Here is a 19,142-nt window from a genome sequence, read left to right on the forward strand (position 1 = left end):
CGGCTAGGCCTTGTAGGCGGCGATGCCTTCGCTGACATCGTCGTATATGGTGATTTGTCCTTCATGGACGAGCAGCACAATATCGCAAAGGCGCTCTACCTCGCGCATGTTGTGTGTGGTCAGGAATATGTTGGAGGTTGCAATCTTCTGCTTGAAAACCTCTTTGCATTTCTCCTTGAACTGGGCGTCGCCCGTGGACATTACTTCGTCGATCAGGTAGTAGTCGAAATCGAAGGCCATGCTCAGGCCGAAAGCCAAGCGGGAGCGCATGCCGGACGAATAGGTGCGCACCGGCTCGTCGAACCAATGGCCTATTTCAGCGAAGTCGATAACGGACTGCACGATGCGTCGCATGTCCGGTCCTTCCTGGCCATACACCCGGCAAACAAACTTGACGTTATCCCGCCCAGTCAGGCTGCCCTGCAAACCTCCGCTCAGACCCACAGGCCAGGAGATGCTCCGGTCTGTCACGATGACTCCCGAGTCTGGCACATCCACGCCTGAAAGCAGGCGCATGAATGTGGATTTGCCGGCGCCGTTTCTGCCGATCAGCCCAATGTTCTTCCTGGGGGGAACGGTAAGGTTGAGGTTTCGGAATACATACTTGCGCCCGCTCTTTGTCAGGTAGGACTTCGTCAGATTCTTGACTTCGAACATGGCGGCTTATACCCCCGTAATGGCAAGCAGCTTCAGCTTGCGGACCCGGTACAGTCCGAGACCGATGAACAGCGCCGCGAGCGTGCAGGCAAAGACATAGGCCGGAGAGGTCTGCGGAATCGGTTCGTAGTGCGGGAATACGAACGTCCTGAGCAGCTCGATGATGTGCAGATAGGGGTTCCAGGTCAGGTAGGGAATAATGGCGGGTGACATGTGGGAAGGTGGATAGACGACCCCGGAGATGAAGTACAGCGGCAGGAATAGCATGCGGATGATATTGCGGACGTCCGGAGCCGCGTTGGTCACGATGGCGAGTATGACGCCCAGGCCGAAGCTGAACGCGATGCCCGCAGCAAGAGTCAGCATCCATTCGAGCGGCTGCGAGATCCGCATATCGAACCCGTACCAAGCAAAGCCCGCCGTGACCAGGATATAGACGGAACTGGTAATGCAGAACTGCATGAGGGCGCGCGCAATGAAGGTATCGAGCGGCATGATTTGCTTGTAGGCAAATAGGGCTCGATTGGCATTGACCCCTTCCATGACCAGCAGGCAGATGCCGCGAAACAGAATGAAGGGCGCCACCGCTACCAGCAGGAATACAGGGTAGGGAATATCATGGAAGTCAGCCCGGTTGCGCAAAATGCCCATCAGCACCGTGAACATGATCAGGTGCAGCAAAGGCTCGGCAATCATCCAGAACGCGCCCATGCGCCGTTGGCCGAAGCGCGTGCGCATTTCCCTCAGCACCAGCGCAAAAATAACCGAGCGAGTAATGTCTATTGGCGACCGGAATTTCAAGATTTGCGGATCCGATAATCTTAGTCAAAAGGGCGGACGGGCAGCAGCTCAGAGGATGGCCAGGTCCACCGGTCTGCTGCCTGGAAATATCGAGGCAAGCTGGTCGGCGTTCAAGGAATACATCTTCTGGAACATTCCGCCCAGCACCGAACGGTACTCATTCAAGACGGGGTAATCCCGTTTGTCGACCAAGGTCTTGTCAGAGAGCTGGGTTTGCTCGCCAGCGAGGCGGCCGCCGTTTACCTTGCCGCCAAGCACCCAGTAGTTGGTTCCCCGGCCGTGGTCGGTTCCCTTGGAGCCGTTTTCGTGAAAGGTGCGGCCGAACTCGCTCAGGACAATCACGACGGTGTTGTCCCAATGCGGGCCCATTTGCTCGGCAAAGTGGCGCAGGCCATTGCCCAGTTGCGAGAATCGGCTCGCCAGCACCCCGGTGGCTCCTCCTTGGGCGACATGCGTGTCCCAGCCGCCGATATCGAGAAAGCCGACGCTGAACTCTTCCCGCATCAATTGCGCGACTCGGCCGATCTGCCGATCCAGCGCGCTGGTCGAGATGGCGTTGCCGTTGGCCTCGCGCATTTCCTTGCGTAGTCCCTGTCCCGCGTCACCCATCAGCCTAAGCCCTTCTTCCACCTCGTTGCCGAGGTCCGAGGCTGCGTACATCTCCCGCAGCGCCTGGGTCTGGCGGTTGCTATATCGATTCTGGCTGTCGCTCAGTGCGACATTGGGTACTTGCAGGTCTCCGCGGAATATGGTGGGCAGGTTGCTGGTGAAGGACACCGGGCGCTCCTTGCGGGAACTCAGTGCCTGCGCCAGCCGGTTCATGAAACCGGTGTTGATCGCTTCCCGGTCCTTGGCCTCGCCCAGCTCCATGATCATCTGGGTTTCGAAATGGCTACGGGAAGTGTTCTGGCTCCCGGCAAAAGGCACGAAGACGAGCTGCTTCCTTTCATACAAAGGGAGCAGGCTCTTGGAGAGCGCCGGGTGCAGCCCCCAGCCGTCGTCCAGCGGCAGCGCTGAACGTTGACCCTTGCCTGGGGGAGCAATCGCTATGTTGGGGCGCGATTCGTAATAGAAGTCGCTTTCTACTGGAACCAGTAGGCTTGCGGCATCGTAGGCGCCGCGAAGAAACACGACAAGCAGCTTGGTTTCGGTCGGCGCGGCGTAGAGCTTGCCTCCGATCGCGCAGACGGAGGTGGCTGCCAGCAGGCGCAGAAGGTCTCGTCGATTCATTGAGCTCTCCTATCGATACATGAACTCAGGAGATGCCAGCAGGTAAGTATTCCACTCCCTGGCTGTTTTGGCGCCTTTCAGGACATCGAGGGTCTTGCTCCCGAAAAGAACGTGCAGGCTGTCCTTGAAAAACGCGTCGTTCAGGCTGATGGGCTGCTGCTTGCCCTCCAGCGTATCGCCGTAGATACCCTGTGGTCCGTCCATGGCCAACGACCGGGCAAGCTGCAACCGGGCTGCCATCTGGCCGGATCCGGACCATTCTGCTTGCATCAGAGGGTAGCCATCAGGCGTGGGCCTGCCATAGTAGCCCTGGTTGGCCTGGACCAGCACCCGCAATATCGGCTCGGCATCCTGGATGGCAGGCGCTGCATGCATGCGCAGCCTGACCGCCGACAAGACATAATGCACCGGGTCCTTGAACTTGCCTTGGGCCAGCGATAGCTGGAATTCCTCGCTGTCGAACAGTGCGCCCAGCACTTGTGCAATATCCCCACCGCTTTGAGCAAAGCGTCGGGCCAGTTTGTCAGTCAGGGAGTCGCTGGGTGTGGTCGGCAAAAAGTATGTTGCCATCTTGCGGGAAATGAAGGTCGCCGTGGCCGGATGCCCGCATAGAATGTCCAGGGCCTCGGTCAGGCCTTCCGGGCCTGCCTGGCGGATCTCTTTGCCCAACAGCTTTTTCGGCGCATCGTCATGCAGGCTGGGATAGAACACCTGGACACCGTTCTTGACGGGAGGCCGGCTCCCAGGGTTTCTTTCCGCCGCTTTGCGCGATACGGGATCGTCAATGGTAAAGCCAGTAAGTACGCGCGCGAGTTCTTGAACGTCTTTCTGCGTATAGCCCCCGTCTACACCAAGGGTATGCAACTCCATGAGTTCGCGAGCGTAGTTTTCATTGGAACTGCCTCTGTAATTGCGCACATTGTCCAGGTAGGACAGCATGGCCGGGCTGTACACCACAGCCGTCAGCAGATCCTGGAACCTGCCCAGTGCCCGGGGGCGGATTGCCGCAGCCTCGAGTTCGGGGACCAGCAGTCCAGTCAGACGCACGCTGCGATAAACGCTGAAGTGATTGAGCCAGAACCATGTCATGGCTTCGTTGAGCTGGTTGGGCGAGTGTATCGCGTATATCACTGCGCGCTGTGCGCTCTGATCGGCGGCGCGCAGGACTTCCTGCCTCAATCTGCGCCCCTCGGCCATCCGTTTCTCGCCGCGAGGCATTTTCTGCATTCGGGCCTCGCGCTCCAGATAGCCGGCGAGCCGCTGCTCGGCTGGCCGGTTGATCAGTTCCAGCGACGCCAGATGCCGGCGGCTCGCCTCGGGCAAGGAGACGCGCAGGTCGGGTTTGAGCTGGCGAGCCAGGAAGGCGTCTCTGCCCTCGGCGCGCAGTCGCTGGAAGTCGTCCTTCGATATTCCCCATGAAATGCGGTTCAGAAGGGACAGGTCCGATTTCAGCGACGATGCATCATTGGCTTGCGTTGCCCACGCCACAGGCAACTTCGCCGTCCAGGCGCTTGCCAATGCCAGGGTGAACAAGCGGCGAGCGGGATTCATGGCGATCTCACGGCCGGGCTGGCTGCCCGTCGTATTCCGCAACAAACTGCGCCAGCATTGGCGCGGCCCGGTCCTTGTCCGAGAGGATCGGCGGCAAGTCAGGCCAGTCGATCCCCAGCTCAGGGTCGTTCCAGGCGATCGATCGCTCCAGGTCCCTGAACCAGTAGTCAGTGGTCTTGTACAGAAAGTCGGCTGTATCCGAGATGACAAGAAAGCCATGAGCCAGGCCTTCGGGTATCCAGAACTGCCGCTTGTTATGTTCGGAGAGCACCACTGCGACCCACTTGCCGTAACTCGGCGAGCCTTTTCGTACGTCTACCGCCACGTCGAAGACTTCACCGCTGGTCACACGCACCAGCTTTCCTTGAGGGTGCGGCGGTAATTGAAGGTGCAGGCCGCGCAACACTCCCCTGCGGGAACGGGAGTGATTGTCCTGAACGAAGGAAACCGGGCGTCCTATGGCCTGCTCGAATGCGGCCTGGTTGAAGCTCTCCATGAAGAACCCCCGCTCGTCGCCGAACACTGCGGGTTCGATGATCTTGACATCGGCAATGGCTGTATCGAGGACTTTCATCGATAGACTCGTTCGGCCAGTACGTTAAGAAGATATTGGCCATATCCGTTCTTCTGCAGCGGCGCCGCCAGGGTGCTCAATTGCTCGGCATCAATAAGGCCGAGCCGATAGGCGATCTCTTCCGGGCAGGCGACCTTCAGGCCTTGCCGGCGTTCGATGGTGGCAATGAAATTGCTGGCTTCCAGCATCGAATCGTGCGTGCCGGTGTCCAGCCAGGCGTAACCGCGCCCCATGGTCTGGACATCGAGCTGACCGGCCTGGAGATAGTGCAGGTTCACGTCGGTTATTTCGAGTTCCCCGCGTGAGGATGGCCGCACGTTCTTGGCTATGTCCACGACCTGGTTGTCGTAGAAGTAAAGGCCGGTAATGGCGTAGTGCGATTTGGGTTCCTGGGGTTTTTCTTCCAGGCTGATGGCTTTTCCGTGCTCGTTGAACTGGACTACGCCGTAGCGTTCGGGATCGTGCACGCGATAGGCGAATACGGTGGCCCCCTTCTCTTGCCCGGCGGCATTTTTCAGCAGTTCCGCAAGGTCGTGGCCGTGAAAAATGTTGTCTCCCAGCACAAGAACGCATGGTGCGTTGCCCAGGAATTCTTCTGCGATCAGGAAGGCTTGAGCCAGGCCTTCTGGCTTGGCTTGCGTTGCGTAGCTGATGTTCAGCCCCCACGCGTTGCCATCGCCTAGCAGCATCTCGAAGCGGGGTGTGTCCTGCGGCGTGCTGATGACCAGGATATCCACGACGCCGGCGAGCATAAGGGTGGCCAGGGGGTAGTAGATCATTGGCTTGTCATATACCGGCAGCAGCTGCTTGGATACAGCCAGGGTGGACGGGTAGAGGCGAGTCCCGGAGCCGCCGGCCAGAATGATGCCTTTGCGTTTAGCCATGATGTTCATGTGGTTGAGGAAAATGCGCGCATAGCGGTCGCGCCTAGGCGGCCGTGATCAACGCAAATACTTGGCGAACGCCTGTCTCCCAGCTTGGCAGATGCAGATGGAAGCTCTCGCGCAATTTGCGTGTGTCCAGTCTGGAGTTGAATGGACGTTGAGCGGGCAAGGGATAGGCGCTGGTTGGAATGGCTTCTATGGCCTGCGGAGCTACTTTAAGCCGAAGGCCGGCCTGTTGGGCTAGCGTGGCAACCATCAGGGCGTACCCATGCCAAGTGGTTTCGCCATCGGCTGCTAGGTGATACGTACCGAATGGAAAATCGGTTACAGCATGGCGGTTTGCCAGAAAACGGGACGACACTTGCGCGGTGATATCGGCGATGAGGCTTGCTGCGGTTGGGGCGCCGTGCTGATCGGCAACGATCTTCAGCGAATCGCGCTGTTGCACCAGTCTCAATGCGGTTTTCAGGAAATTGGCGCCGTGCGCGCCAAACACCCAGCTGGTGCGGAATATGAGATGACGGGGGCAGACGCTTCGTACCTCGATCTCGCCGGCGAGTTTGCTGCGGCCATAGCTGGACAAGGGATTGGTCGGATCGGTTTCGCTGTAGAGACCTTGCTTGCGGCCATCGAAGACGTAGTCGGTCGAGTAGTGAACCATCAGCGCGTTCAGCGCAGCTGCTTCCTCGGCAAGGACGCCCGGAGCCTTGCCGTTGACGAGTTGCGCCAGTTCCGCTTCGTCTTCTGCCTTGTCGACGGCAGTATAGGCGGCGGCGTTGACGATCACGTCGGGCTGCACTCGGCGCACGACGGCCCGCAGGCTGTCCGGCCGTGAGAGGTCTGCATCTTGCCGACCAAGGGCGACAACGTTGCCGAGTACGGCCAAACTGCGTTGCAATTCGAAGCCGAGTTGGCCGGTCTTGCCGATGAGAAGAAACGTGGGGAGGGACGTCATCAGGTTCCGTATTGTTTGTGGACCCAGTCCCGATAGTCGCCGCTGATCACATCCTTGGCCCAGCCCGGATTGTCCAGGTACCACTGTACCGTTTTACGGATTCCTGATTCAAACGTCTCAGCCGGTTTCCATCCCAGTTCCCGCTCTATTTTGCTGGCGTCGATGGCATAGCGTTTGTCGTGCCCAGGGCGGTCTTTCACGAAAGTAATCTGTTCGGAGTAGGACTTTCCGTCGGCGCGCGGGGCGTTCTCGTCCAGGAGGCCGCAGATTGTACGGACTACTTCGAGATTGGTCTTTTCGTTGCAACCGCCGATGTTATAGGTCTGCCCGGGGACGCCCGCTTCCAGCACTCTTCTTATTGCACTGCAATGATCCCTTACGTACAGCCAATCGCGAATCTGCTGGCCGTCGCCGTAGACAGGCAAGGATTTGCCGGCCAGCGCGTTCAGGATCATCAGCGGAATGAGCTTCTCTGGAAAATGGTACGGGCCGTAGTTGTTGGAGCAGTTGGTCGTCAGTACGGGCAGTCCATAAGTATGGTGCCAGGCGCGGACCAGATGGTCGGAGGCGGCCTTGGAAGCCGAATATGGGCTATTGGGTTCGTAGCGATGGTTTTCGGTAAAGGCGGGTGCGCCGGGCGCCAGGCTGCCGTAGACTTCGTCGGTCGAGACATGCAGGAAGCGGAAGGCTGCCTGCGGTTCGGCATCCAGCCCCTTCCAGTAGGCCAGCGCCGCCTCCAGCAAGGTGAAGACCCCGATGATGTTGGTCTGGATGAACTCCCCTGGGCCCAGGATGGACCGGTCGACATGCGACTCGGCGGCAAAGTTGACAATGGCACGCGGCCGGTACTGGGCGATGAGCTTGTCCATGGCCCCGCGGTCGGCGATGTCCGCGCGAACGAACGCGTGCTGCGTATGATTGGCAAGCGGGGCCAACGTATGCAGGTTGCCAGCGTAGGTCAGCTTGTCGACATTGACGATGCGCTCGTTCGACTGGGCGACCCAGTCGAGCACGAAATTTGCGCCGATGAAGCCGGCCCCGCCGGTCACTAGGATGGTCATGGTTGTTCGCTTGCGTGTTCTTGCTTGTTCGAGAGAGCCGTGCCGGCACCGCAATGCGGCCAAAGGCTCAAATTAACGGCATAAACCGTCGGTATTGTAGTGTTTGGGCACCGCTCCGGGGGGAAAAGTAACCGCGTTATTGCGGTGCAAAAGTATCAAATCATCAAATTTTAAGAAGCATTTCCGGCTATTTCCTAGGCATATCAGTAGATCCCGATTTCTTTCGTTACTTGTCCACAAACTCTGCGGTATTTCATGTTGCACTGCGGGAAGAAAAACGTAGCAATATGGTAAGAAATGTTGCCCATGGCGTGGCCCGGCGCGCTTTGCACGGCGAGATCGGGTGGTCGCAATATGTCCAGGCCCGGCTGCTGCGTCTGGCTGCCGCCGTCACGAGCTGCCGGTATCGGTCCGACGTCCGGTTCCAGCGGTCGCTGGAGGCCATAGCGCTGCCTAGCACGAAGGTCCGCCTGGCCTCGCACCCTCTGTGGGCGCAAGCCTGTTTGGGACCTCTGCAAGGGCGGCTGTCCCCGGTGCAACTGCGCAAGGAATTGACCGACTGGGTCTGTGGGCAAGGCCGCCCGCGCCATACGCTCAATGCCTTCGTGGCGGATGGGGACTGGTCTGCCTTGCTCGTCGGCGTCGATAGCCTGCCCGTGTTCGTCGAGGCGCAGCAATTGTTGGACAGCGGCATGGACTACCGGCGTATGCCGATTTATGAGCAGATGATCAAGGCTATGCGCGAGGGCCGGCCGGCGCGTCGCCAACAGCGAAGGCTCGATTCGGCCCTGGCTATCGACCAGTACTTCGAGCGCTACGTACGGCTGTTCCTGTCGATACAGCGCCATGGCATGCTGGCTCCAGCGTATCCTGTCCTCAGCCATCCTTGGCGCATGGGCACGGGCATCGGCGTGGCGATGGGGCCGGATGGGCAGTGGGTAAAGCTGCCGGGCGCCAAGCATCGTGTGGCCATCGCTCAGGCACTGGGATTGCCGCATATCCCGGTACAGCTGGGCATGGTGCATGGCGAGGCGATTCGCCGGATGATGCGCGATCAGCAGACGAGCGTCGTGCCGGCGTTGCGCGAGTTGGTCGCCCGGTTCCGTTGCGGAATGCATCCTTTTCGGGACGCGGCCTGCCCGCTGCCCGCCAAGTCGGATTAAGCGCCAGCCGCCAGTGCCAGGGCGCGCCGGCAAGCTGCATCGGCCATTTGTGCAAGTTGCTCGGGCTTGGCCGCCAGTTCGGCGATACGTTCGGCCCATAGATCTGGTTGGTTGGGCAGCAGCAATCCGTCTTCCCCGTGTTGGACGAAGCCTGCATAGGGTGCAGTGTCGCTATAGAGTCCGACGGCTCCCATGCGGGCAAAATCGTAGAACTTCACCGCGCCGCGCGCGGCGTTGAAGTCGCCCCCCAGCAGTGGGGCCAAGCCGATATGCCGGCGCACCGAGCCGGTATAGGCCACATAGTTGGTCCAGCGCATGGCATGCAGGACAATGGTGCGTGGCAGGCCCTTGCAGTCGCGCTGCACCTTCGCATCTCCGAAGATTTCGAAATGAACTTGCGGGCAGGCATGCAGCACACGTTCGGCCAGGTGAATGACCCATTGCCGTTCTTGCGCATGCGATGCCGTGCCGTGGTAGCACAGCCATACGGGATCGTTCCTTCGCAGCAGCGCCAAAGGCGGGGCAAGAGGAACGAGCCTGGGGTGATGGTGCTGGTATTTCTGCGCCAACGCTTGCGTGGACACCCAGATCTCCGAGCATTGTTCGTGCAGCCAGGCGCGATGATCCAGCGCGTTCTGGCGCAGTCGCCTGCGGTAGCTGGGCGGCAGTCCCGCCAGCGCGCCAGCGTCCCAGAGGTCGTCGTCCATGAAGTAAACCAGGCCTGACAGCATGTGCCGGCGTTGGGTCAATGCCCGGCGCCAGCGACCGTTCAGATAGCGCACCAGCACAACCAGGGTACCGGGCTGCTCAAGCCAAAGATCTGGATCGCTGTTTAGCGGCGCGCGCCGGACCGGCAGGCCCATTGCCTTGGCGGCAGGCACTGCCAGATAGTCAGCGCTGGCGCTCGGCAGGCGTTCTACGATGAGTATTTGCTGCGCCGGGCCGCCGCCGAAAGCTGGCGGCGATCGCCTGGGCCATCCTCGTAGCCAGGCAAATCGTCCGGACGGAATGCTGTTCACTGTTTTTCCCAGGGCCGACGCAGCGCCGGCGCGGGATTCAGGGTGAAATCAGGCCGGTCATAGCTCAGGTTGGGATTGTAGAACGGCTCATGCCGCATGGCCGCGGCCCAGCGACGGCGCATGTAGTCCGCTTCCCGTCGGCTGCGGGCTTGCTGTTCCGGGCTGATGTCCTGGCCGCGGGTGATCGATTCGTAGTGAAAAAGTTCGGCATGAGGGGTCCACACGACCCGATGCCCGGCTTCCCTGGCGCGCAGGCAATAGTCCACGTCGTTGAACGAAATCGGCAACTCGACTTCGTTCAGTCCGCCCAGATCGAGGTAAAGCTGCCGCCACGTCAACAGGCAGGCGGCCGTGACGGCCGACAAGTCTTGCGCCAGCACGGCGCGGCCGGCATAACCGGGCGCGTCGCGTTCCAGCTTGGAGTGCATATGGTCGGCGCATCCCCCCGGGCCCACCGCGTCGCCGGCGTGCTGCACCCGGCCATCTCCGTAGTAGAGTTTGGCCCCGACCACGCCCACACCCGGCTGCACAAGGTGGCCCATCATCTCTTCCAGCCAGTCGGGGGTGATGACTTCCGTGTCGTTATTGAGCAGGCAAATCGCTTCGCCGCTGGCGATGCGCACCGCATGGTTGTTCAGCGCAGAGTAATTGAAAGGGGCGTTGTCCCGGATCACTCGTACGCGGCTGTCCTGCGCGGCTTGCGCCAAGTAAGCCAGCGTTGCTTCGTCCTGGCTGCCATTGTCGACGATGATTACTTCGATCCGGGGGTAGCTGCTGCGGTGCAGCACGCTCTCCAGGCACGGGCGCAAAAGGGCCAGGCCGTCTCGGGTGGGAATGATGATGCTGACCAGCGCAGCGGGGTCGGGCATGGCGTAGCGGACATGGCACAAGCCATGACGGCTCGGCTGCACTTGCGCCATTACGCCGATATCCGAGAGATGCTGCCGTACGGCGGCCAAGTCGGCTTGGGCAGCCAGGCGGTGCGGATCCGGATGGGGAGGAAGGTGCCACAGTACTGCGGGCACATGCCGTATGGCTGTCCCAGGCATGGCATGGAGAACCCGCAGCCACAATTCATGGCGGCTGTCCGGGGACTTGGCGCCCGTGTCTGGGATCCGTGCCAGCGTGTCTTCCCGTACCGTAGCGGCGGGGCCGATATAGTTTGCCGATCGCAACAGTTCCGGCGACCAGTCCGGCTTGAAGATCGGCGCATGCCGTGCGCCGTCCGTATCAAGGTGATCGTGATCGGTATAGACGAATTCGGCTTGCGGGTGGGCCAGGATTTCCGTGGCCAGCCAGTACAGCGCGGTTTCCGCCAACTGCTCGCCCGCCCGCAGCAGGATGACCCAGGCCGGCTTGTGCCCGATGTTTTGAGCGGTGGCAAGGCGCCAGGGCTCCCCCTTGCGGGCAGGCAGCGCAAGTTCGAACGTCCACTCCTGGCGCGGGGGCACGCCTTGCGGCAATTCGCCGTCAGCCTGCACCTTGAAGTTTCCATAGAGCTGCCGCTGCAAGGACATCAGCGTGTCTTGTGCGGCAGGGGCTTCAGCCTGTGCACAGGCCAGCAGGATGTGGAAACGGGGGGAGTATGCAAAGTTGCGTATATGGCGGGCGATGCGTTTGCGGTCTTCGTGCGACAGCGCGTCTACTGTCGCCAGATAGCGCGCGTAGCTGGTATGGGGGATATGGTCGCGCAGCGCATTGGCGACTTCATAGGCGCGCGGCACGTTCAGCCATGGTCCCAGGCGAGGCCAGCCCATGCGCCGCAAAAGCCTGCGCGGGTGCTTCTTCTGCGTCTTGCGCACCCGCCAGGCGCGCCGGAAAAAGCTGCGGAACCAGTCCAGCGGCTGCAGGCTGAGTTCAGCCAGTTCGAACTCGCCCGGGCATGACACCGGCTGCAGCAGCAGCCGCCGGCTGCCGGGTGGCAGCCATATGACTTCCTGGATTTTGCCGCGGGCTGTTACGGGGGTTTTGACGTGGACCAACCGGCCATCGACCAGCTCTATGCAGAGATAGGTGGCTTCGCGGGACTCGGCATGCAGGAAACCGCGGACCAGCACCCAACCGTTCGACCACGCGGCAAGATCGCCGCTTAACAATAGCAAGGGCGCATCGCCTAGCGACCGCCAGAACCGCTGGCGGCCCGCAGGCGCAAGATCGCGTAGCGGTTCGGGCGCCAAGACGACGGCGCCTGCCGGAACGGGGCGTACCAGGTTCATGCCGTGCCAGTGCGTGCTAGCTTGCGTTCTATCCAGCCGAGCAAGCCCGGCGTGTTGTGGCGGCGGGCTTGGACATACGACTCCATCTGCGGGGCTATCAGCGCCGATAGCCGGTCCAGTTCCGCCTTCGTGGATTCAGAAAAGCGCTGGGCCAGCAGACATTCCTCGTCGTTGCGGTCATGGCTGAGGAAATAGCGTTTGTGCTTGATGCGGCCTTCCTTGGATGCGCTGCCTCGCCGGCTTTTGCCGACCAGGAACTCTTCGAGCGATTTGGTGGCATAGTGATTGATGCGTGCGCCTTCCCAGACGACTTTGTCGCTCAGTCCATCGCCATGCTTGGCATGCGGCACGACTTCCGTGCCCAGCGCAGTCACATAGCGTCCAGCGTTCAAGCGTACGTGGTGCGGATTGGCGAAGCTTTGCCCGCATTCGGGGCGGACCAGGGTTTTGTAATGGTAATGGACGCCGAATTCCCGCCTGGCGCGCTTCGTAAAACGGTCTATGACGAGCCCATCCTCGATGAAGACAGCCCCCGCCGAACCGAAGTTGGCCCAGTTCAAGGCCAGGGCCGACACCTGCGGATCGGAAAAGATTTTTTCCACCAACGGTCTCAGGGTGTCCGCGCCGTCGGTCGGAAGCAGGAACTCGTCGGCGTCGATGAACGCGAGTACGTCGCATTTGCCCCGGGCAAGGCCCAGCAGCGCCGAATAGGCTGGCATTTGCGGCTTGCGCCCAGGCAAGGTCGGCACATCGATGGTTTCCGCCATGCCGTGACTGCTCAGCGCGGCAAGAATCTCGCGCGTTCCGTCGGTACTGTCGTTATCGGCAATGAAAAAGCTATCTATGCCTATTACGCGGTGGTAGGCAATCCATTCGAGCAGAGTGTCGGCTTCGTTCTTGACGATTCCGGCCAGGCCCAGTTTCAAGGCATCATCGCGCGGCTCCTGCCGGCGCCTCGGGACGGTCCAGGAACCAGCACGGCGCTGGAGGGCGGGTGCTGTCGTACAGCGGAAGGTTGAAAGCGCATGAAAAGCGAAAAAATCATGACAGCATCAAGTTTACGACGGCTGCAGCGAGGGGCAAAAGGAACAGTATTTCAGATTTTTGCCATTTGATCGGAAGGTGGAAATGCGGGCATCCTGGGAGGCGCTCACCCCCGCAAGAGGTCATACGGTATTCCCGCTCCCCGGCAAAAACGCCTCCAACCAATACTGCGTGGACGCATCGTGCGGCACCGCCGGGGGTTCGCCCACCGACATGCTTTGCCAGTCCTTGCGGATCTGCTTGGTCAGCGACTTGCCCAGCTCCACCCCCCACTGGTCGAAGGGGTTGATGCCCCACACCAGCGCCTGCACGAAGATCTTGTGCTCGTACATGGCCAGCAGCGCGCCCAGGGAGTAGGGCGTCAGCCGCTGCATCACGATCAGGTTAGACGGCCTGCCGCCCGGGTAGACCTTGTGGCGGGCCAGCCAGTCCGAATAGGACGAGTCCTCGTTGCTGCCGCGCATCTCGGCGCGCACCTGCTCGTAGGACTTGCCCCGCAGCAGCGCCTCGCGCTGCGCCAGGCAGTGGGCCAGCAATTGCTGGTGGTGGTCGGGCCAGTTGTGGTCGGCGTGGCGGCAGGCGATGAAATCCACCGGCGCGCCGTCGGTGCCCTGGTGCAGCCACTGGTAGAAGGTGTGCTGCGCGTCGGTGCCGGGCATGCCCCAGACGGCCGGGCCGGTGGGCACGCCCACGGGCTGGCCGGCCAGGTTGACCGACTTGCCCAGCGATTCCATTTCCAGCTGCTGCAGGTAGGGCACCAGGTAGAACAGCCGCGAGTCGTACACCGACAGGTTCAGCGAGGCGTACTGCAGCACGCTGCGGTTGACGATGCCGGCCAGGGCCAGCTGCACCGGCACGTTCTGCTCGATGGGCGCGGTGCGGAAATGCTCGTCCATGGCGTTGGCGCCGGCCAGCATGCCGGCCACCACCTCGTCGCCCACGGCCAGGGCGGCCGAGACGCCGACCGAGGACCACAGCGAGAAGCGTCCGCCCACCCAGTCCCAGAACGGGAAGATCTGCGCCTTGGGCACGCCGAATTCCAGCGCGATCCGGGGCCGGGCAGTGACGGCCACGACCTGCTGCATGGGGTTGGCGATGCCGGCGCCGCGGATCCATTCGATGGCGCGGCGGGCGTTCTCCAGGGTTTCGGCGGTGGTGAACGACTTGGAGGCGATCACCACCAGCGTCTGGTGCGGGTCCAGGCCGGCGATGCCGCCTTCGATGGCATGGCCGTCGATGTTGGCCACGAAGCGGATCTCGCGCCAGACCCCGGTGTAGCCGAAGGCGCCCACGGCCAGGCGCACGCCCCAGTCGCTGCCGCCGATGCCGATGTGCAGGATGTTGCGGTAGCGCCGTTCGGTGTCCAGCCTTTGCACGAAGTCCAGCAGGCGGGCCCGCTCGATGGCGACTTCCTCGATGGGGGCGGGCTTGCGCAGCATGGTGTGCCAGGCGGCGCGGTGTTCGGTGCAGTTGACGGTGGCGCCCTCGAGCAGCCCGGCGCGCGCCTGCTCGAACTGCCGGGCTTGCAAGAGCGCGATGCCGGCGGCCGAGAGCTGCGGCGACCAGGGCTGGGCGCTCATGTCCACTTGCAGGCTGGCGGCGGTCAGGATGCGCAGCCTGTCCGCGTCCAGTTCGGCCTGCCGGGCGGCGGCCGTGAAGCTGGCCCATTCGGGCATGTCGGGCAGTACGGGTACGTCTTCGGTGCGCACAATGGGGTTTTGCTGCGTCGCGCTCTGGTCCATATCTGACGGTTGCAAGTTGGCGCTTTAGGCCGGGATAGCTTGGAATAGAATTCGTGATGTTGTAGCCAGGGGCAGACGGTACGCCATATTCTTCAAGTTGTCTGCTTACCAAATGTGAGCGCTGCGAATAGCCGTCGTCGCCGCGTGTTTGATTGAGGGCTCATGAGACCGATCCGTAAAGCAGTCTTTCCCGTTGCGGGCCTGGGCACCCGGTTCCTGCCGGCAACCAAGGCGCTGCCCAACGAAATGCTCCCTGTGATCGACAAGCCGTTGATCCAGTATGCGGTCGAAGAAGCGGTGGCGGCGGGTATCACGGAGTTAATTTTCATTGCAGGCCGCAACAAGCGGGCCATCGAAGACCATTTCGATTCGGTTTACGAGCTGGAAAAAGAACTGCTGGGCCGTGACAAACTGGAGCTGCTTGAAACGGTGCGGCATATTCTGCCCGATAACGTGAACTTCATGGTGGTCCGGCAGCACGCGCCGCTGGGCCTGGGCCACGCCATACTGTGCGCCGAGCCGCTGGTGGGCAACGAGCCCTTCGCGGTGATCCTGGCCGACGACCTGATCGACGCCCAGGTGCCGGCCATCCTGCAGCTGGTCCAGGCGGCGCACCAATACCAGGGCAGCATCCTGGGGGTGACCACCATTCCCGCCGCCGAAAGCGACCAGTACGGCGTGGTGACGGGCCGTCCGGCGGGCGACAGGGTGCTGCGCGTGGAGCACATCGTCGAGAAACCCGCCGCGCCGGGCGTCGACTGCATCCAGGGCGTGGCCGGGCGCTACGTGCTCGAATCCGGCATATTCGACTGCCTGCGCCAGTGCGAGCGCGGGGCCAATGGCGAGTACCAGCTGACCGACGGCATCGCGCTGCTGCTCGAGACCGGCAGCCCGGTGTATTCGTATCGCTACGAAGGCACCCGCTACGACTGCGGCAGCAAGCAGGGGTTGTTTTCGGCAACCATCGCCATGGGCAAGAAATACCATGGCCTTCAGGTCTGAGCGCGAGCCGGCCAGGCGCTGGGCGGTCGTCTCGCGCGGCGTGCGGGCGGTGGCCACCCTGCCGGCCTTGCTGGCCGGCCAGGCGCAGCTGGTGCGCACCGGCCGCCCGGCGCGGGCCGGCTGCGAGGCGGTGCTGGCCTGGGGCTGCAAGCCCAGCGCCCGCCGCGCCCAGGCGCTGGCCCGGCGCGAGGGGCTGGCGCTGATCCGGCTGGAGGACGGTTTCCTGCGCTCGGTGGGCCTGGGCAATGCCGAGCCGCCCTTGTCGGTGGTGGTCGATGACCTGGGCATCTATTACGACGCCGGCCGCGCCTCGCGGCTGGAGCGCCTGATCGCCGCGCCGCTGGCGCCCGCCCAGGCCGAGCGGGCCCGTGCGCTGTGCGAACGCTGGCGTGCGCAGCGGGTGTCCAAGTACAACCATGCGCCCGAGCCCGATGCGCTGCCCGCCGATTTCGTGCTGGTGGCCGACCAGACGGCGGGCGACCTGTCCATCGGCTGCGGCCAGGCCTCGGCCGAGAGCTTTGCGCGCATGCTGCAGGCCGCGCTGGCCGAGCATCCCGATGCGCAGATCGTGCTCAAGGTGCATCCGGACGTGATCGACGGGCGCAAGCGCGGCCACTTCGACCTGGCGGCGCTGCGCGGCCATCCGCGCGTGCAGGTGCTGGCCCGGGACGTGCACGCCTGCGCGCTGCTGCAGGCGGCCCGCGCCGTCTACGTGGTGACCTCGCAGCTGGGCTTCGAGGCGCTGCTGTGGGGCAAGCCGGTACGGGTCTTCGGCATGCCTTTCTACGCCGGCTGGGGGCTGACCGGCGATGCGCTGGCCGCCCCGGCGCGGCGCGGCCGGGCCAGCCTGGAGCAGCTGGTGCACGCCGCCCTGGTCGAGTATCCCCGCTACCTGCATCCGGAAACCGGCCAGCCCTGCACACCCGAGGCATTGATCGACTGGATGGGCCTGCAGCGCCGCCAGCGCGCGCGCCTGCCCGCCCAGGCCTGGGCCTATGGCTTCTCGCGCTGGAAGCGCCCGCTGGTGCGCCGTTTCCTGGACGGGGCGCGGCTGCGTTTCGTGCGCCGCCTGGGCGCGGTGCCGCCGGGCGGGCCGCTGGTGCTGTGGGGCCGGCGTCACGATGCGCGCTGGGCCCGCCGCGGCGCGCCGGGCCCGGTGCTGCGCCTGGAGGATGGTTTCCTGCGCTCGGTGGGGCTGGGGGCCATGCGCGTGCCGCCGGTGTCCTGGGTGGTGGACGACCTGGGGATCTATTACGACGCCGCGTCCCCGTCCCGGCTGGAGGCGCTGCTGCGCGAGACCGACTACGACCCGGCGCTGCTGGCGCGGGCCGCCTGCCTGCGCGAGCGCATCTGCGCGGCCGGCGTGACCAAGTACAACCTGGCCGGGGAGCGGGCCTGGCAGCGTCCGGCCGGCGCGGCGCAGGTGGTGCTGGTGCCCGGCCAGGTCGAAGGCGATGCCTCGCTGCGCCACGGCTCGGCCGGCATCCGGCGCAACGTCGAGCTGCTGCGGGCGGTGCGCCAGGCCTGTCCGCAGGCCTATGTGCTGTACAAGCCGCATCCGGACGTGGTGGCCCGGATGCGGCGGGCCGGCCAGGCCGAGGCGCGCGCCTGGCAGTGGTGCGACGAGGTGGTGACGGACGTGTCGCTGCCGGCGCTGCTGGCGCAGGTGGACGCGGTGCATGTGATGACCTCGCTGGCCGGCTTCGAGGCCCTGCTGCGCGGCCGGCAGGTGGTCACGCACGGGCAGCCCTTCTACGCCGGCTGGGGGCTGACGCAGGACCTGGCGCTGCCCGAGGCGCTCAAGCTGCGGCGCGGGCGGCCGTTAACCCTGGATATGCTGGTTGCCGCCGCCCTGATCCTGTATCCCACCTATATCCATCCGGTTTCGGGCCGCTATACCACGCCCGAATCGGCGCTGGACGCCTTGCTGGCCGAGCGCGGGCGGCTGGCCGGCCGGCTGCCGCGGGCCTCGGCCTTGCAGGCTTTCCTCAACCGCTGGTTCTGGTTCGTATGAGCCGCAGGTTCCTGTTCCTGCAAGGCGTGTGCTCGCCGTTTTTCCGCTGCCTGGGGGCAGGGCTGCGCGAGCATGGGCACGAGGTCTGCAAGATCAATTTCAACGGCGGCGACGCGCTGGCCTGGCGCGGCGGCGGGGCCACCTCGTACCGGGGCCGCATCGAGGACTTGCCGGCCTTTTATGCCCATTATGTGCAGCAGCATGCCATCTCGGACGTGGTGCTGTTCGGCGACCAGCGGCCGGTGCACCGGGCCATGACGGCGCAGGCGCGGGCGCTGGGCGTGCGCGTGCACGTCTACGAAGAGGGCTATTTCCGGCCGCACTGGATCACGCTAGAGCGCGACGGGGTGAACGCGCATTCGGGCCTGCCGCGCGACCCGCGCTGGTACCTGGAGACCGCCCGGCGCCTGCCGCACGTGCCGCACGGCAATCCGCTGTCCCAGCCTTTCCGGGTGCGGGCCTGGCACGACGTGCTCTATCACCTGGGCAGCGCGGTGAACCCGCTGCTTTATCCGCATTACCGCACGCATGCGGTCCATGCGGTCACCGAGTATTGGCACTACATCAAGCGCGGCCTGCAACTGCCCGGCCATGCGCGGCGCGACCGCGAGCAGGTGGCCCGCCTGTTCGCCAGCCGCACGCCTTATTTCCTGCTGCCCCTGCAGCTGGGCAGCGATGCGCAGATCCGCCAGCATTCCCGCTTCGAGTCCATGCTGCAGGTGCTGGACCATGTGCTGGTGTCCTTTGCCCAGGCCGCGCCTGGCCGCTATACGCTGGTGATCAAGAACCATCCGCTGGACCCGGGGCTGAACGACTATGCCGCCCACGTGCGCGAGGCTTGCCGGCTGTACGGGTTGCAAGGGCGGGTGCTCTACCTGGAGACCGGCAACACGCCCGACCTGCTCAAGCATGCGCGCGGCGTGGTCACCGTCAACAGCACCGTGGGCGCTTCGGCCTTGCTGCACCGGCGCGCCACCAAGACGCTGGGCGCGGCCATCTACGACATGCCCGGCCTGACGTTCCAGGGCCCGCTCGATGCGTTCTGGCACAATCCGGGACGGCCCAACAACAAGCTGTTCCGCGCGTTTCGCGATGTCGTCATCCACGGCACGCAGGTGGACGGCGGCTTCTATACCCGGGCCGGTATCGAGCGGGCCGTGCGCAACTCGATCAAGCCGCTGACCGATACGCTCTCGCCCCTGCAGGCGCTCAAGCGATGAGGGCAAAGC

At 63.4% G+C, this 19,142-nt stretch carries 16 protein-coding genes; 4 read left to right on the forward strand and 12 right to left on the reverse strand.

Translation table 11 applies throughout. The features are described from left to right. Window positions 1-3: 3 nt before the first annotated feature. The 8 genes from V8Z80_RS07140 to rfbB are packed head-to-tail and all read right to left on the reverse strand — an operon-like array spanning window position 4 to window position 7,713. Window positions 4-657, reverse strand: coding sequence for an ABC transporter ATP-binding protein (locus V8Z80_RS07140; RefSeq protein WP_336061508.1), 654 nt, complete (start codon window positions 655-657; stop codon window positions 4-6). Between the two features lie 6 nt (window positions 658-663). Beyond that, window positions 664-1,458 carry an ABC transporter permease gene (locus V8Z80_RS07145; RefSeq protein ID WP_336061509.1) on the reverse strand — a complete coding sequence of 265 codons (795 nt, stop codon included), beginning with the start codon at window positions 1,456-1,458 and terminating at the stop codon, window positions 664-666. Between the two features lie 48 nt (window positions 1,459-1,506). Continuing rightward, window positions 1,507-2,688 (reverse strand): DUF1501 domain-containing protein, encoded by a 1,182-nt coding sequence (locus V8Z80_RS07150; protein WP_336061510.1) that lies wholly within the window; start codon window positions 2,686-2,688, stop codon window positions 1,507-1,509. A 9-nt stretch (window positions 2,689-2,697) separates the two neighbouring features. Continuing rightward, window positions 2,698-4,239, reverse strand: coding sequence for a DUF1800 domain-containing protein (locus V8Z80_RS07155; RefSeq protein WP_336061511.1), 1,542 nt, complete (start codon window positions 4,237-4,239; stop codon window positions 2,698-2,700). A 7-nt stretch (window positions 4,240-4,246) separates the two neighbouring features. Next, complete coding sequence (gene rfbC, locus V8Z80_RS07160; protein ID WP_336061512.1) at window positions 4,247-4,813, reverse strand: dTDP-4-dehydrorhamnose 3,5-epimerase; 567 nt, start codon at window positions 4,811-4,813, stop codon at window positions 4,247-4,249. Continuing rightward, complete coding sequence (gene rfbA / locus V8Z80_RS07165) at window positions 4,810-5,697, reverse strand: glucose-1-phosphate thymidylyltransferase RfbA (RefSeq protein WP_336061513.1); 888 nt, start codon at window positions 5,695-5,697, stop codon at window positions 4,810-4,812. The genes rfbC and rfbA overlap by 4 nt, the downstream gene beginning before the upstream one ends. 43 nt (window positions 5,698-5,740) lie before the next feature. Then, on the reverse strand, window positions 5,741-6,664 hold the full coding sequence (rfbD, locus tag V8Z80_RS07170) for a dTDP-4-dehydrorhamnose reductase (protein WP_442951952.1): 924 nt from the start codon (window positions 6,662-6,664) through the stop codon (window positions 5,741-5,743). After that, window positions 6,652-7,713 carry a dTDP-glucose 4,6-dehydratase gene (gene rfbB, locus V8Z80_RS07175; RefSeq protein WP_336061515.1) on the reverse strand — a complete coding sequence of 354 codons (1,062 nt, stop codon included), beginning with the start codon at window positions 7,711-7,713 and terminating at the stop codon, window positions 6,652-6,654. Before rfbB ends, rfbD begins: the two co-directional genes overlap by 13 nt. 533 nt (window positions 7,714-8,246) lie before the next feature. On the opposite strand from rfbB, the gene V8Z80_RS07180 reads away from it, so the two are divergent. Continuing rightward, the gene (locus V8Z80_RS07180) at window positions 8,247-8,876 is read left to right on the forward strand and encodes a hypothetical protein (protein ID WP_336061516.1); all 630 of its coding nucleotides are present in this window, start codon (window positions 8,247-8,249) and stop codon (window positions 8,874-8,876) included. Here V8Z80_RS07180 and V8Z80_RS07185 read toward each other — a convergent pair. The 4 genes from V8Z80_RS07185 to pgi form a co-directional block, all read right to left on the reverse strand. Continuing rightward, window positions 8,873-9,895: a glycosyltransferase family 1 protein gene (locus V8Z80_RS07185; protein WP_336061517.1), complete on the reverse strand. Its 1,023-nt coding sequence runs from the start codon at window positions 9,893-9,895 to the stop codon at window positions 8,873-8,875. The genes V8Z80_RS07180 and V8Z80_RS07185 overlap by 4 nt on opposite strands. Continuing rightward, on the reverse strand, window positions 9,892-12,111 hold the full coding sequence (locus V8Z80_RS07190) for a glycosyltransferase family 2 protein (protein WP_336061518.1): 2,220 nt from the start codon (window positions 12,109-12,111) through the stop codon (window positions 9,892-9,894). Before V8Z80_RS07190 ends, V8Z80_RS07185 begins: the two co-directional genes overlap by 4 nt. Continuing rightward, entirely contained in the window at window positions 12,108-13,037 is a 930-nt protein-coding gene (locus V8Z80_RS07195) for a glycosyltransferase family 2 protein (protein WP_336061519.1), read from the reverse strand. The genes V8Z80_RS07190 and V8Z80_RS07195 overlap by 4 nt, the downstream gene beginning before the upstream one ends. 240 nt (window positions 13,038-13,277) lie before the next feature. After that, on the reverse strand, window positions 13,278-14,897 hold the full coding sequence (gene pgi / locus V8Z80_RS07200) for a glucose-6-phosphate isomerase (RefSeq protein ID WP_336061520.1): 1,620 nt from the start codon (window positions 14,895-14,897) through the stop codon (window positions 13,278-13,280). 162 nt (window positions 14,898-15,059) lie between these two features. Here pgi and V8Z80_RS07205 point away from each other — a divergent pair, with 162 nt between their 5' ends. From V8Z80_RS07205 to V8Z80_RS07215, 3 genes are read left to right on the forward strand one after another with little or no spacing between them, the layout of a single operon-like run. Further along, on the forward strand, window positions 15,060-15,899 hold the full coding sequence (locus V8Z80_RS07205; RefSeq protein WP_336061521.1) for a UTP--glucose-1-phosphate uridylyltransferase: 840 nt from the start codon (window positions 15,060-15,062) through the stop codon (window positions 15,897-15,899). Beyond that, entirely contained in the window at window positions 15,883-17,913 is a 2,031-nt protein-coding gene (locus V8Z80_RS07210; protein WP_336061522.1) for a capsular polysaccharide biosynthesis protein, read from the forward strand. The genes V8Z80_RS07205 and V8Z80_RS07210 overlap by 17 nt, the downstream gene beginning before the upstream one ends. Then, complete coding sequence (locus V8Z80_RS07215; RefSeq protein WP_155196837.1) at window positions 17,910-19,133, forward strand: capsule biosynthesis protein; 1,224 nt, start codon at window positions 17,910-17,912, stop codon at window positions 19,131-19,133. Before V8Z80_RS07210 ends, V8Z80_RS07215 begins: the two co-directional genes overlap by 4 nt. Window positions 19,134-19,142 lie beyond the last annotated feature (9 nt).

The organism is Orrella sp. JC864 (assembly GCF_037026685.1).
Taxonomy (GTDB): domain Bacteria; phylum Pseudomonadota; class Gammaproteobacteria; order Burkholderiales; family Burkholderiaceae_B; genus Orrella.

What these genes read in the sequence shown, in the direction of transcription:
- V8Z80_RS07215 (WP_155196837.1), top strand. Translation starts at nt 17,910, where the DNA reads ATGAGCCGCAGGTTCCTGTTCCTGCAAGGCGTGTGCTCGCCGTTTTTC.
- V8Z80_RS07210 (WP_336061522.1), top strand. Translation starts at nt 15,883, where the DNA reads ATGGCCTTCAGGTCTGAGCGCGAGCCGGCCAGGCGCTGGGCGGTCGTC.
- V8Z80_RS07155 (WP_336061511.1), bottom strand. Translation starts at nt 4,239, where the DNA reads ATGAATCCCGCTCGCCGCTTGTTCACCCTGGCATTGGCAAGCGCCTGG.
- rfbA (WP_336061513.1), bottom strand. Translation starts at nt 5,697, where the DNA reads ATGGCTAAACGCAAAGGCATCATTCTGGCCGGCGGCTCCGGGACTCGC.
- V8Z80_RS07190 (WP_336061518.1), bottom strand. Translation starts at nt 12,111, where the DNA reads ATGAACCTGGTACGCCCCGTTCCGGCAGGCGCCGTCGTCTTGGCGCCC.
- rfbC (WP_336061512.1), bottom strand. Translation starts at nt 4,813, where the DNA reads ATGAAAGTCCTCGATACAGCCATTGCCGATGTCAAGATCATCGAACCC.
- V8Z80_RS07150 (WP_336061510.1), bottom strand. Translation starts at nt 2,688, where the DNA reads ATGAATCGACGAGACCTTCTGCGCCTGCTGGCAGCCACCTCCGTCTGC.
- rfbB (WP_336061515.1), bottom strand. Translation starts at nt 7,713, where the DNA reads ATGACCATCCTAGTGACCGGCGGGGCCGGCTTCATCGGCGCAAATTTC.
- V8Z80_RS07140 (WP_336061508.1), bottom strand. Translation starts at nt 657, where the DNA reads ATGTTCGAAGTCAAGAATCTGACGAAGTCCTACCTGACAAAGAGCGGG.
- pgi (WP_336061520.1), bottom strand. Translation starts at nt 14,897, where the DNA reads ATGGACCAGAGCGCGACGCAGCAAAACCCCATTGTGCGCACCGAAGAC.
- V8Z80_RS07205 (WP_336061521.1), top strand. Translation starts at nt 15,060, where the DNA reads ATGAGACCGATCCGTAAAGCAGTCTTTCCCGTTGCGGGCCTGGGCACC.